The following is a 14885-nucleotide window of genomic DNA, read 5'->3' on the forward strand; positions in this document are numbered from 1 at the left end:
TTTATACTTTTAAGTATTTATGGTTTTGGTTTGTAATGAAATACGATCAAAGCTACACCTTCTCCTTTTCTGCTTTGATCTCTAATAACTGCCAATCGCAAAGATGTTTCTGTAAGTTCTACAACTTTTACACTATTCCAGTTACTGACATCACCATGATAATCTCCTCCGTAAAGCAATTCTACTCCACCATTAAAAGCTAGTTTATTGTTTGCTATGTCAAGAGTGTAGGTTCCTGTTTTTGCCGTTTGAGTATCAGTAGCAATAGCGGTTTGGGTTACTTTTGTATTGTAACCTCCGTTTAAATCAAACGTCATTTCGCCCCAGTTTTTGCTTGGCATTACCCATGAATTACTTGCATAATCCGGAAACCAGTTCCAATAATCAGTACCTTTTGGATTGTTTGGATAATCTAAACCAGCCCAGCCAATAGGGTCAACAAAGTCTAATACCCAGGTTTTTCCAGCTACACCATTAGAAAGCATAGACCATTTTGGATCTCTAAAATAGGTTTCATCATTTTTGGTTACGTTAACTACTACGGGAGCAGCTGCTACAGAACCTCCTCTTGCATAAGCGGTAAAGTAAACCGTATATTTTCCCGCAAACGGAAAGGTAACCTGATCATCACTTTTATTCGAATGTCCTAATTCATTGCCACCGGCGTCAACATATCTCCAATACGCAATTACGCTTGGGTCTTCGTTTTTTAAAATTACTTCGTTTGTATTGGTTGTGCTTTGTGTTACTGAGAACTTAAGGGTTTCCGGTGTCAAACTTACAGCTGGCAAGCTATCACGATCTTCTGCAGGCTCGCATGAAAATAATCCTGAACCTATGGTTATTGCAGCTAGTATTATGTATAATATTCGTTTCATAATCAATTGTTTTTAGTTAATTACCAACCTGGATTTTGTTTGATCGTACCATTAGAAAGCACAATTTGAGATTGTGGTAATGGCAACCAACCCAAAGTTTCTGTTCTAAAAGTTATATTAAACTGAGAATCAGTTGCAGTGTTATCGATAGCTGCTTTTGCAACATCAACACCTTGTCTGATTAAGTCAAAATAACGTTGTCCTTCAAGTGCTAATTCTAAACGACGCTCATTCATAATAACTGTTTTTGAAACTGTTACTCTATGTGTTGCACTTTTGAAGGCACGATCGCGAACCTGATCTAAATCTGTTTGTGCGAGTGCATCGTTGGTACCTAAATTCAATTCGGCTGCCATTAATAATACATCGGCATAACGAATAATAGCATAATCCTGATAGTTATCGATTTGAAAATTTCCTCCGTTTGCTTCTACAATTGCTGTTCCTGCTGCATTTGTAATCGGGCAATATTTTTTCCATGAATATCCGGTGTACTGACGTTGCTCTCTGGCTTCGGCATTAAAATTTAAACCTTCGCCTGCATAATTTATAATAGTTGCATCTCTACGGGTATCTCCGGTTTCATACGCATTGTATAGTTTTGGGTTTACTGTTGCTCCACCCCAACCTGTTGCATATCTGCCTATTGATCCGCCACGAGGCGCAATATTTACCTGAAAACGGTTTCCTTCGTTTAGGTTCCAATCTCCTTTTCCTGAACCATTAAAACGTACTGCCCAAACCATCTCTGTATTGTCTTCTCCGGCAAAATTTTCGAAAGAAGCTGCCAGCCAAAGATTCGCAAAGTCAGTAACCAAGCCATGTCCGCTATTGCTAACCACATCATTGATATAAGTTGTCGCTTGTGCTTTTGTTACGACACCAGCCATATCTGCTTTTTTATAATAATCTGTGTAGAATAAAAAGGTTCTTGCCAAATAAGCTTCGGCAGCCCATTTTGTAATACGTCCGTAATTGGCATTTCCTTTTTGAGAATAATTGTCATTGCTTAAATTATCAGCAGCAAATTTCAGGTCATTCGCAATCAAAGCATACGTAACTTCTGCCGCTTGTCTTGGCAATTGAAACTCGCTAGCCGTGATCGTATGATCTAATGGCACTATGTCTCCAAACATTTTTGCTGCCTGAAAATGAAAGTGTGCTCTTAAAAAACGAGCTTCGGCTTCGTATCTTGTTTTTAGCGCAATATCTGCTCCCCAGTTTACTTTGCTTAGATTTTCTAATAGAATATTGGCTCTGTAAATTCCTAAGTAAGAATTTTTCCAGACATCAGCATTCATATCTTTATTGGTCACGTATAAAAAACGGTCCCATTCGATATCTGCCTGTGCATCTGCGACACCATATCCTCCAAAACAATCATCAGATGCCTGCTCACTAATCAACAAAGGTCCTCCGTAAGCCTCCCTTTGCAAGACATCATAAATGGCAATTAATCCTTGGTAAGCATCGTTTGGGGTTTTATAAAAATTTTCTTCAACCTTGGTTGTAGACGGCTCTGTGTCTAAAAAATCAGTCGAACAAGCTCCTAAAACCAACAAGCTTGATACAGCAAATAATTTTATATATGTTTTCATCGTTTTCATAATTTAAAAGTTAACATTAAGACCCATCATGTAGGTTCTTGGCTGTGGATAAAAACCAACGTCGATTCCTTTTGCCCAGGTTTGATTGGTGTTTCCGAAACCAATTTCCGGATCCATTCCCTGATATTTTGTAAAAGTGAATAGGTTGTTTGCTGCAACATACAATCTGAACTTGCTAAAGAATTTTAATTTCTCCGTCAATTTTGTCAGATCACATCCAACAGTAGCACTTTTAATTCTGTAGAAATCTGCATTTTGAACATACAAATCAGAAAATTTAGTATAGTTTCCGTTTGTATCTGCTCCGTAGGTAACTCTAGGTATTCTGTCAGAACTTCCTTCTGTAGTCCATCTGTTCAAAATATCAGTGGTGTTATTGGTGTAAGCACGTGTAGGATCATGAACCGCAAATACGTTCTGACTACCTGCAACTCCATAGGTATAAACAGAAAGATCAAATGCTTTGTAGGAAAGGTCAAAATTTAAACCATACGTAAAATCAGGATTTGGATTTCCGATTTTTGTTTTATCATTGGCATCAATTTTTCCGTCGCCATTTAAATCTACAAAACGAACATCTCCCGGTTGTGCTCCTGGTTGTACACCTGCAGCAACTTCGGCAGCATTCTGGAAAACTCCGGCTGTTTTTAATCCGTAGAAATATCCTATTGGCTGTCCTACCTCGACACGGTTGATCTCATCTGATCCCTGAAACAATAAATTTGTGTCTCCGTGAATAATTCCTTCGCTGTTGGCAACTCTAATGACTTTGTTTTCGTTATGCGAAATATTTCCGTTTACAGAGAAGTTCCAGTCTTTACCAATTTTAGTATGATAAGCAAGTGCTAACTCGATCCCTTTATTTTGAATATCTCCACCGTTAATATAGGGTGCAGTTGCTCCTGCATAAGTTGGGATAGAGGCCAAAACCAACCAGTCTTTTGTTTTTTTATCGTAATAATCAAACGTTAAGGTAAAATTGGTAAACAAGGTAGCATCCAAACCAAAATCTAATTGTTCTGATGTTTCCCATTTTAGGTTACGGTTAGAAAGTTGATCCGGGCTTGCTCCTGTTTGCAATGTTTCGTCTGTTGTACCAAAATGGTAGTTTTTATTGTAAGAACTAATGGTTGACATATAAGAGAAGGCAGGAATCTGGTCGTTACCATTTTGTCCCCAACTTGCTCTAAGTTTAAGGTTGCTTACTACTTTGTTTTCCGGGAAGAAACTTTCTTTATCAACGTTCCAACCTGCAGAAACCGATGGGAAATTTCCGTATCTGTTTGAGTCTGCAAAGTTCGATGAACCGTCTCTTCTTATGGTTGCTGTAAACAGGTATTTATTATTGTAATCGTACAACAAACGTCCAAAATAAGATTGAATCGCATAATCTGCACGGTTTCCTTTTACTGTATTTGAGGTTTGATCTGTAGCATTGCTTAAGTAAGCATGTGCAAAATCATCAAAAGTTAAGTTTTTACCTGTTGCTTCCATATAATCTGATGTATTCTTCTTGGCAGAAGTACCTACTAATACATCAAAATTATGTGCTCCGGCAACTGTAGCTTTGTATTGTATTGTGTTTTCGAAAATCCAGCCTAATGATTTAGTTGCGTTTTGAGTAACACTCGAAACGGTATTATTATCGTTTGAAGACAGTGAATAAACCGGTCTGAACGAACGGTAGTTACCATCTGTCATATCCACACCAAAACTGGTTCTGTAGGTAAAGTTTTTTAAGAATTTTAATTCCGCAAAAATATTTCCAACATAACGGTTCGATTTCGTTTCGTTGAAGTTATTGTAATACAATGATCCTAACGGATTGCTGATATCAGCCGAAATAGCCGAATGGGCAAAACCACCATTTGCATCGTAAGCAGCATCAATTGGCGCAGCATTCAGGAAGCTTCTGATTCCGTTGCTGTAAATTCCCTGATCTGCAACTCCTGAACTTTTGATATTGGCAAATGAGAAATTTTCTCCAATTTTTAAATGATTTTCAATCACTTCTGAGGTTGAGTTTACATTGAATGTAACACGATTATAATCAGATTGGTTGGTTACTCCGCCAATTAAACCTTCTTGTCCGTAATAGGATAATCCGGTAGAAATGGTTGATTTTTTATCTCCTCCGCTAATTGTAAGGGAGTGATTTTGTTTCATTGCGCCATTATTAAATAAGTCTTTCTGCCAATCGTGATTTGGGAAAGCTGCAATTTGTGCTTGTGAGTACAAAGGTGTTAAACCAGAATTTACACGAGCTTCGTTCATGATAGTCGTATATTCCTGCGTGTTTAATAAATCCAGTTTTTTTGCTACTTGCTGAAAACCGGTGTAGGTATTGAACGCTACATTTATTTTACCTTCTTTACCTTTTTTGGTTGTTACCAAAATAACACCGTTTGCTGCTCTTGCACCATAAATAGATCCAGCCGAAGCATCTTTAAGTACATCGATTCTTTCTATAGCCGAAGGGTCAAGATACCCAATACCGTTATCTACAACAACACCATCTACTACATAAAGCGGTGTACTGTTTCCTGCTGTACCTACTCCACGAATGTTTACGACCATTCCTGCACCAGGTTGTCCTGAAGATGATGTAACATTTACTCCTGAAGCCTGACCTTGCAAAGCATTTACAACATCAAGACTTGCTACATTCTGGATGTCTTTTCCGGATACTAATGACGTTGCTGCTGTATTTACTTTTTTCTTTTGTGTACCGTAACCGATAACAACAATTTCTTTAAGTTCAGATGTTTCTTCTTTCAATGAAATATTGATTGTTTTTTGAGTTCCAACCGTTACTTTTTGAGTTTTGTATCCAATAAAACTAATTAATAATACGTCTCCCGTTTTTGCTTCTAATTTGTAATTTCCATCAAAATCAGTAACTGTAGCCGATTTGGTTCCTTCGACTGCAATACTTGCACCCGGAACTCCCATACCATCTGTAGCCGATTTTACTGTTCCGCTAACAAATTTGGATTCCTGAGCAAAACCAGATTGTATCGTAAAAACGCTTAGCAACAGCGCTATACAAAACGGAAGCATTGTTGTTTTTATACAATATTTGCTTTTCATAATAATTAAGAATTGGTTAAATTTATAGTTAGTTACCTTATAATTTAATTTAGTATGCATTCGAAATAATTTGTTCGAATAATTCTTGTCTTCCACTTAATGGTTGTGGTTCTCCACTTGCACGGGCAATTTTGCTTAGATCTTCAAGAGATAATTCTCCGTTTTCGAACTTTGCTCCGTTACCACTGTCAAATGAACTGTAACGTTGTGTGCGTAATTTTTTGTAATCTGTATTTTGTAGTATTTGATCTGCACAGATTAATCCTCTGGCAAAAACATCCATTCCTGAAATATGTGCGATAAATTTGTCTTCTAAATCGATTGAATTTCTTCTCACTTTTGCATCAAAGTTTACTCCTCCACCCTGAATTCCTCCACCTTCAAGGATTACCAACATGGCTTGTGTTACTTCTTGCAAATTGATAGGAAACTGGTCTGTATCCCAACCATTTTGGTAATCTCCACGATTGGCATCAATGCTTCCTAACATTCCGGCATCGACAGCAACTTGCAATTCGTGCTCAAAAGAATGTCCGGCAAGAGTTGCGTGGTTTACTTCAAGGTTTAATTTGAAATCGTTTTGAAGTCCGTATTTATTAATAAATCCTAATGAAGTCGCTGCATCATAATCATATTGATGTTTGGTAGGTTCCATAGGTTTTGGTTCGATCAGGAAGTTTCCTTTAAAACCTTCTTTACGGGCATAATCTTTACAAGTGTTCAGGAATCTGCCTAAATGGTCTAATTCTCTTTTCATGTCCGTATTCAACAAACTCATATATCCTTCACGTCCTCCCCAGAAAACATAATTCTCACCACCCAATGCAATTGTTGCATCGATTGCAATTTTTGCCTGAGCTCCTGCGTATGCCAAAACATCAAAGTTTGGGTTTGTTGCAGCACCATTCATGTAACGGGGATTACTGAATAAATTTGAGGTTCCCCACAACAATTTAATTCCTGATTCTTGTTGTTTTTGTTTCGCATATTCGACCATAGTCTGAATACGAGTTTCAAACTCAGCTAATGTTGGCGCATCATCGACCACATCAACATCATGAAAACAATAATATGGCAAACCTAATTTGGTCATGAATTCAAAAGCCGCATCCATTTTGTCTTTGGCTCTTAAAATTGCATTTTCATTTTTATTCCACGAAAAAGTTTCAGTCGAAGCTCCAAACGGATCTCCTCCGGTGTTGCATAGCGTGTGCCAGTATGCCATCGAAAAGCGCAAATGCTCTTTTAATGTTTTTCCCGCAACAACACGATTTTCATCGTACCATTTAAACGCTAACGGATTATCACTCTCTCTGCCTTCGAACTTAATTGTATCGATGTTTTTAAAATATTGATTAGTTGTGCTCATTATTATAGTTCTATTTTAATTTGATTTTTCCATTCTTGATATAAATCCTGATATTGACCGGTCAGGATTTTAGTAGGTTCTATTCGATCTAAACACTGTAATCCACGGAATGCTTCGTCCAGTGAATTGTAAAATCCATAACCATAAGCAGCACCTCTTGCAGCACCATCGGCTCCGGATGTATTGTATAATTCTAAAGTTGTTTGTGTGGTGTTGGTAAAGATTTCTCTAAAAACCGGACTTAAAAACAGGTTCGAATTTCCGGCTCTGACAACGGTTCCTGAAACCCCAACTTCTTTCATAACATCAAAACCGTAGTTCATGGCAAACACGATTCCCTCGCAGGCTGCACGTACCAAATGTGAGGATTGATGAATATTGAAGTTTAAATTCTGAATGCCTGAAGTTGCATTTTTATTGTTAAAAATTCTTTCTACACCATTTCCGAAAGGATAAAAACGAAGTCCGTTGCTTCCTGCTTCTACTTTTGCAGCTTCGGCGTTTAGTTTTTCGTACGCAATTAATTGAGCTCTGTCAACCGACATGATTTTTCGCAACCATTGGTATAAAATCCCAGAACCATTAATGCACAGCATTACGCCATTTCGTTTTTCGACTTCCGTATTATTGACGTGTAAAAAAGTATTGATTCTGTTTTGTTTGTCGTAAGCATCCTGATCGCTTACGGCATAAACTACTGCCGATGTTCCGGCTGTTGTAGCAATTTCTCCGGGTTTTAGAACATTCAATGACAAAGCATTGTTAGGTTGGTCTCCGGCTCTGTACGTGATTTTTACATCAGGATTTAATCCTAGTTCTTGTGCAATCCGGGAGTGAATAGTTGCCTGAATGCCAAAATTTGAAACAATTTCAGGAACAATATCTGCTGATAATCCCATTTGAGAAAGGATTTCGGTTGCAAGTTTTCCTTCCGAGAAATTCCATAAAGCCGCTTCAGACAATCCTGAAGTGCTTATTTGTGCTGTTTTTGATAATTTGGCTGCGATAAAATCTCCCGGAAGCATCATATATTTTGCTTTTGCAAAAACTTCCGGCTCATTGTCTTTTACCCATTTTAGTTTTGAAGCGGTAAAATTTCCGGGACTTCCTAAAATTTGTTGCTGACAATTTGTGGCACCCATTTTATCATAAATTTCGTCTCCAATACTCGCAGCACGACTGTCGCACCAGATAATCGAAGAACGAACGGGATTTAAATTCTCATCTGTCAAAACCAAACCATGCATTTGATAGGCAATTCCGATTCCGACAATTTTTTTTAAATCAATATCCCCTTTTGAACCTAATTGTTTGATTCCGTCTTGTACAAATTGCCACCAGGATTCCGGATCTTGTTCTGCCCAACCAAATTTTGGGGCTACAATTGGCATTTCAAAATCAGGAACGCTAACTGCGCCAATAGTCGAACCCTTTTCAGGATCGAAAACTGATAATTTTATCGAAGAGCTTCCTAAATCAATTCCTAAAAAAAACATTTGGTGGTATTTTAAGTTAGTTATAGATTTGTCCTTTTTAAACTTATAGTCAAATCGAACTTATCTTATGGTTATTTTGACTACAAGTGTAAAACATTTTTTCTATATTAACAAAATATTAGGGTTAATTTTTTTCATTTCTGATTATTATAACTTGATTTTTATGAATACAATAAATTATAGGTTTAAAAGGAAGAAAAAAATATAAAAAAAATAACGAATTAGCATTTTGACAATCAGCCATTTAAGAATAAATAGTTTAAAATGGCATTTTTATGATAATTACAAACAACTGATTGTCAGAAAATTATTTCGTTAAAAAAAATATAAAGCTTTAATGAAGGCAAGTATTCATTTATTTATTTAATTTGTCAAAATTTAGATAGTCTATGGTTAAGAATGTATCCGACGATTCTGCTCTAAAAGGCGAGCAAACCGCAATGAACGCGATCACGATTGACTGTGTGATATTTGGGTTTGATAAAGGAAGTTTAGAAGTACTTTTGGTTCAACATGGAGAAGGGATTAGTAAAGGAAAATGGGGACTTCCGGGAGGCTGGATCTATAAAAAAGAAAGTACTGACGATGCCGCACATCGATTATTGAACGAACTTACGGGTCTTGACAACATCTACTTAGAGCAATTGAAAGCCTTTGGAGATCCGGACCGTTTCCCGCTTCGACGTGTTATTACGATTGGTTATTATGCTTTGGTAAAAAGAGAAGATTATAATATTAAGGCCGGTTTTACTGCTGCTGATGCAAAATGGTATAAGATCAATAACATTCCGGATTTGATTTATGACCATAACGAAATTTTAGCCTATAGTCTAAAACACCTTCAAAACAGGGTTCGTCAGGCCCCGATTGGGTTTAATTTGTTACCGGAAAAATTTACTTTATTGCAATTAATGCATTTATATGAGGAGGTTTTAGGGGTTGAAATGGATAAATCTAATTTTCGCAGAAAAATTCTACACATGAAATTATTAGTTGCTTTAGATGAAAAACAACAAGACGTTTCGCACAGAGCCGCAAAATTGTATCAATTTGATCCTGCGATTTATAAGAAACTTACAGAAAAAGGATTTAATTTTGAATTTTAATGACATTTTTATCTTCTAAAAACATTCCGGAAACTAATACTGTTTTAAATGCAAAGGCACAATTGGTTATAGACGGCATTTCGATTGACTGCGTTATTTTTTCTTTTGACAAAAAAAATCTTGAAGTTCTCCTGGTGCAACACGCCGAAGGAGCAAGTATAGGAAAATGGGGGCTCCTGGGTGGAAACTTATATCTGGAAGAAAGTGTTGATAATGCTGCACTTCGAATTTTATATGAGCTTACCGGTCTTGACAACATTTATCTGGAACAGCTAAAAGCTTTTACGGATCCTGATCGTGTAAAAAGTACCAGAGTAATCACAGTTGGCTATTATACTTTGCTAAATCGCGAAGACTATAATATTAAAGCCAGCGTTTCTGTAATTGAAGCAAAATGGCATAAGATTCAGGATATTCCAAATTTAATTTTTGACCATAACGAAATCCTCGAATTTAGCCTGATGCAATTGCGCAATCGCGTGCGTCAGGCACCAATAGGTTTTAATCTTTTGCCGGATAAATTCACCTTATTACAACTCATGCATTTGTATGAAGAAATATTAGGGATCGAATTAGACAAATCAAATTTTCGAAGAAAGATTTTGCACATGAAATTATTAGTACCTCTTGATGAGAAACAGCAAGAGGTGTCGCATCGTGCCGCCAAATTATACAAATTTGATGCTGATATTTACAAAAAACTTACAGAAAAAGGATTTAATTTTGAATTTTAAGCATTGTTTTAAATCTTAGAATTCAACTATCGAACAACTACATTCCAGAATCCAAAACTTTGCGCTATCTTTGCGCCTTAATAACAAGCTCTAAAGCAATTGCTATAGCGCAAATTTATATCCTGAAATACTTAAAACTCGCTACGAGAATTGATCTATTAAAATGAAGAAGATACGTAACTTTTGCATTATTGCACACATTGACCACGGTAAAAGTACACTGGCAGACCGCTTATTGGGCGCTACACAAACCGTTACAGCTCGTGAAGAAAAAGCTCAATTGCTTGACAACATGGATCTGGAACGCGAGCGTGGAATTACCATTAAGAGTCACGCCATTCAGATGGAATATACTTATAAAGGAGAAGAATATATTTTAAATTTAATTGATACTCCCGGTCACGTTGACTTTTCATACGAAGTTTCCCGATCTATTGCTGCCTGCGAGGGTGCGCTTTTGATTGTTGATGCTGCTCAAAGTATTCAGGCACAAACGATTTCAAACTTATATCTGGCTTTAGAGAATGACCTGGAAATTATTCCGGTTTTGAACAAAGTAGATTTACCAAGTGCTAATCCTGAAGAAGTTAGCGATGATATTATCGATTTATTAGGATGTAAACTGGAAGATATTATTCATGCCTCAGGAAAAACAGGTTTTGGTGTCGAAAATATTTTGGCTGCCATTATCGAAAAAATCCCACCTCCGTCAGGAAACGTAGATGAGCCATTACAGGCTTTGATCTTTGATTCGCATTACAATCCGTTTCGTGGAATCGAGGTAATTTTTCGTGTGAAAAACGGACAAATTAAAAAAGGGCAAAAAATTAAATTCATGGCCACCGGAAATGAATATTTTGCTGACGAAATTGGAACTTTAAAATTAAATCAGGTTCCTAAAAATGTAATTTCTGCAGGTGATGTTGGTTATTTAATTTCAGGAATTAAAGAAGCCAAAGATGTAAAAGTTGGAGATACGCTAACAGATGCCAAAACGCCTACCACTAATATGATTACTGGTTTTGAGGATGTAAAACCTATGGTATTTGCCGGAATTTATCCTGTCGATACAGAGGATTATGAAGATTTGCGTTCTTCGATGGAAAAACTGCAACTAAATGATGCTTCGTTAGTTTTTACTCCTGAAAGTTCTGCTGCTTTAGGATTTGGTTTCCGTTGCGGATTCTTAGGAATGCTTCACATGGAAATCATCCAGGAACGTTTAGAGCGTGAGTTCGACATGACAGTAATTACTACTGTACCTAACGTTTCGTATTTGGCTTATACCAAAAAAGAACCCGACGTTCCTTTCGTTGTAAACAATCCTTCTGACTTACCTGAACCTTCTCGTTTAGACAGAGTCGAAGAACCTTATATTAAAGCAACAATCATTACAAAATCTGACTTTGTTGGAAACGTAATGAGTTTGTGTATCGAAAAACGTGGTGTGATTACCAACCAAACCTATTTGACTACAGAACGTGTTGAACTGAATTTTGATATGCCATTGGCAGAAATTGTATTCGATTTTTATGATCGTCTAAAAACAGTTTCTAAAGGTTATGCTTCATTTGACTACTCTCCGATTGGAATGAGGACTTCAAAATTAGTAAAACTGGATGTTCTTTTGAATGCCCAAACAGTTGATGCCCTTTCGGCTTTGATTCACGAAGACAATGCATACAATATTGGTAAAAAAATGACCGAGAAATTACGTGAATTAATCCCAAGACAACAATTTGACATTCCGATCCAGGCTGCAATTGGGGCTAAGATTATTGCTCGTGAAACGATTAAAGCACTTCGTAAAGACGTTACCGCAAAATGTTATGGTGGAGATATCTCCCGTAAACGTAAATTGCTGGAAAAACAGAAAAAAGGTAAAAAACGTATGCGTCAGGTAGGAAACGTAGAGATTCCGCAAGAAGCATTTATGGCGGTTTTAAAATTGAATGATTAGACTTTCTTAGAATAAAGAGAATAGATATAGATTGAACCCGATAACTTATGGTATCGGGTTTTATTTTGTGTTAAAATAATTTATATTAAATAAAAACTTACAAAAATATAATATTTTGTAAGTTTTTTGATTTATTTTTACATCGTGAAAAACACACAAACATACATTAACTATTTAAACTTTATTTATTATGAAATCAAAAATCGCTGCTATTATAGCATTATTTACTTTTTCGTTTGCCAACGCACAACAAAAAGAAGTTGAACAAGAATTACATTCAGCAAAAGGTATCACTTTTCAAAAAGGAGATATGTTTGTTGAGGGAGGTATATCCGTAACTACCGTAAAAGATGATTCTAACTCATTTGGGATCAATCCTAAATTTGGATATCTACTATCTGATAAACTGGCTATAGGATTAGACGCTAATATATCCGGATCTACAGCATTCAAAGGAACTCTCTTAGAAACAAAGAACAATGCATTTGGTATTGGTGCATTTGCGAGATACTATTTCTTAGAACTCGATGCCAAACGCCTTAAAGTATTTGGAGAAGCAGGTTTAGGATACAATCATACTAAAACGGAAATATCACATGTAGAGAATACTTCAAACGGAATTAAAGCAAATGTTACTGTCGGATTAAACTATTTCTTTACCAAGAAATGGGCTGCTACATTTGCTCTTGCTGATATTTTAACATACAACAATTCAAAACCTGAAAATGGTTCCTCTTCTGATACTTTTGAACTAAATATCAATTTGTTTAATAATATTTTTGCGCAACCTAAATTTGGTTTATTATACAAATTCTAAAAATTGCTTAAAATAGAATAGAGAAAAACCCGATAACTTTCGCTATCGGGTTTTTTGTTTTTCTTAAATAAATAATATAATAAACGTTTGCTTCGGGGATATTCTTTCGCCCTTACTGGGCTTATTTCATGGTGCTCCGCACCATGCTATTGCCAATGCTCTTTCAGAGCGTATCTCTACTGTGTAATGCGCCTTACAGATACAGATTTTGATAATTTTTTCACCCTGAATCTGTCCTAATTTGGGATAGCTTTATTGGTTCTTTAAACTCTGAACCTTTGTATATTTGATCCTTTGAGCCTCAGCACCATGCTATTGCCAATGCTCTTTCAGAGCGTATCTATACTGTGTAATGCGCCTTACAGATACAGATTTTGATGATTTTTTTTACCGTGAATCTATCCTAATTTGAGACAGATTTATTCGTTCTTTAAACTCTGAACCTTTGTATCTTTGAACCTTTGAGCCTCAGCACCATGCTATAGCCAATGCTCTTTCAGAGCGTATCTCTACTGTGTAATGCGCCTTACATATACAGATTTTGATGATTTTTTTTACCGTGAATCTGTCCTAATTTGGGATAGCTTTATTGGTTCTTTAAACTCTGAACCTTTGTATCTTTGATCCTTTGAGCCTCAGCACCATCCTATTGCAAATGCTCTTTCAGAGCGTAACTCTACTGTGTAATACGCCTTACAGATACAGATTTCGATATTTTTTTACTTTGAATCTGTCCTAATTTGGGACAGCTTTATTGGTTCTTTAAACTCTGAACCTTTGTATCTTTGATCCTTTGATCCTTAGAACCCCAGCAACTCAGAACCTCTGTACTTATTAAAGAAAAAAATGGACGAAACCCCAAAACGATTTGACCGTATTGTCGCTATTCTTATCCAATTGCAATCTAAAAAAATTGTAAAAGCACAGGAATTAGCCAATCGTTTTGAAGTTAGTTTAAGAACTATTTATCGTGATATCCGAACTCTTGAAGCTTCGGGTGTTCCTATTTATAGCGAAGCCGGAGTGGGTTATGCTTTAATGGACGGTTATAGATTGCCTCCTGTTATGTTTACGCGCGAAGAGGTAAGCAGTTTTATTGCTGCCGAAAAACTAATGCAAAAATTTACTGATCCTACTTTAGGAACTCATTATACATCTGCGATGTATAAATTAAAGTCGGTTTTAAGAAGTAGTGATAAAGACTGGCTTTCAAACATCGAATCAAGAGTTATAATGCAAACGGCAGAACCGTTGTTTCATGATAAAATACCCAATACACTGGCTGTGTTATTTGATAGTATTGCCGAGAAAAAACAAATCGTTTTATCTTACAAAACACTCGAAGCTCCTGAAGCAAGCAGCAGAAACATTGAACCTGTTGGTGTTTTTCATGACAATAACAGTTGGTATTTTTTGGGTTATTGCCATTTGCGACAAGATTACAGACAATTTAGAACAGACAGAATTCAGGCTATTCAAAAAACAGAATGCAATTTTACTATCGAACACGATTCACTCGAAACGTATTTAAAAAAAAATGAAACAATCCCAACAACAAAAGTCCGGATTTTAGTTTCTAAAAAAATCATCAATTATCTTCGATACGAACAAAAATATCACGGTTATGTTTCTGAAAAAGAAGTTGAAGACCAAATCGAAATGACGTTTATGTCACGGGATATCCAGGAAAGTTTTCCGCGTTGGTTTCTAATGTTTGGCGATTATGCTACGATTGTAGAACCCGAAAAACTCAAAAACAGAACGCTGGAATTACTTGAAACTTATATCAAAAGACTATCATAAAAAAACTCCTAAGCTGAAATTTAAT

General features: G+C 36.3%; 10 protein-coding genes. 5 read left to right on the top strand and 5 right to left on the bottom strand.

Annotated features, from left to right (window positions below; translation table 11 throughout):
• Window positions 1-17 precede the first annotated feature (17 nt).
• Genes B0A64_RS07415 through B0A64_RS07435 form a run of 5 tightly spaced genes read right to left on the bottom strand, consistent with a single transcriptional unit; the run spans window position 18 to window position 8440 of the window.
• Window positions 18-878 (bottom strand): hypothetical protein, encoded by an 861-nt coding sequence (locus tag B0A64_RS07415; RefSeq protein WP_089478880.1) that lies wholly within the window; start codon window positions 876-878, stop codon window positions 18-20.
• Window positions 879-898: 20 nt separating this feature from the next.
• The gene (locus B0A64_RS07420; RefSeq protein WP_089478908.1) at window positions 899-2476 is read right to left on the bottom strand and encodes a RagB/SusD family nutrient uptake outer membrane protein; all 1578 of its coding nucleotides are present in this window, start codon (window positions 2474-2476) and stop codon (window positions 899-901) included.
• A 12-nt stretch (window positions 2477-2488) separates the two neighbouring features.
• A complete protein-coding gene (locus B0A64_RS07425; RefSeq protein ID WP_089478909.1) occupies window positions 2489-5575 on the bottom strand; it encodes a SusC/RagA family TonB-linked outer membrane protein in 3087 nt (1028 codons plus the stop codon).
• A gap of 49 nt (window positions 5576-5624) precedes the next feature.
• Window positions 5625-6944, bottom strand: coding sequence for a xylose isomerase (gene xylA / locus B0A64_RS07430; RefSeq protein WP_089478881.1), 1320 nt, complete (start codon window positions 6942-6944; stop codon window positions 5625-5627).
• A gap of 2 nt (window positions 6945-6946) precedes the next feature.
• Entirely contained in the window at window positions 6947-8440 is a 1494-nt protein-coding gene (locus B0A64_RS07435) for a xylulokinase (protein WP_089478882.1), read from the bottom strand.
• 389 nt (window positions 8441-8829) lie between these two features.
• Between B0A64_RS07435 and B0A64_RS07440 the strand changes: the two genes are divergently transcribed.
• The 5 genes from B0A64_RS07440 to B0A64_RS07460 all read left to right on the top strand — a co-directional run bounded on the left by B0A64_RS07440 (window position 8830) and on the right by B0A64_RS07460 (window position 14860).
• A complete protein-coding gene (locus B0A64_RS07440; protein ID WP_089478883.1) occupies window positions 8830-9546 on the top strand; it encodes an NUDIX hydrolase in 717 nt (238 codons plus the stop codon).
• Window positions 9546-10280, top strand: coding sequence for an NUDIX hydrolase (locus B0A64_RS07445; protein ID WP_089478884.1), 735 nt, complete (start codon window positions 9546-9548; stop codon window positions 10278-10280). Before B0A64_RS07440 ends, B0A64_RS07445 begins: the two co-directional genes overlap by 1 nt.
• A 163-nt stretch (window positions 10281-10443) precedes the next feature.
• Entirely contained in the window at window positions 10444-12240 is a 1797-nt protein-coding gene (lepA, locus tag B0A64_RS07450) for a translation elongation factor 4 (protein ID WP_089478885.1), read from the top strand.
• Window positions 12241-12430: 190 nt separating this feature from the next.
• Complete coding sequence (locus B0A64_RS07455) at window positions 12431-13057, top strand: outer membrane beta-barrel protein (RefSeq protein ID WP_089478886.1); 627 nt, start codon at window positions 12431-12433, stop codon at window positions 13055-13057.
• An 846-nt stretch (window positions 13058-13903) separates the two neighbouring features.
• Window positions 13904-14860: a helix-turn-helix transcriptional regulator gene (locus tag B0A64_RS07460; RefSeq protein WP_089478887.1), complete on the top strand. Its 957-nt coding sequence runs from the start codon at window positions 13904-13906 to the stop codon at window positions 14858-14860.
• Window positions 14861-14885 lie beyond the last annotated feature (25 nt).

Source organism: Flavobacterium araucananum, assembly GCF_002222055.1.
Classification (GTDB): domain Bacteria; phylum Bacteroidota; class Bacteroidia; order Flavobacteriales; family Flavobacteriaceae; genus Flavobacterium; species Flavobacterium araucananum.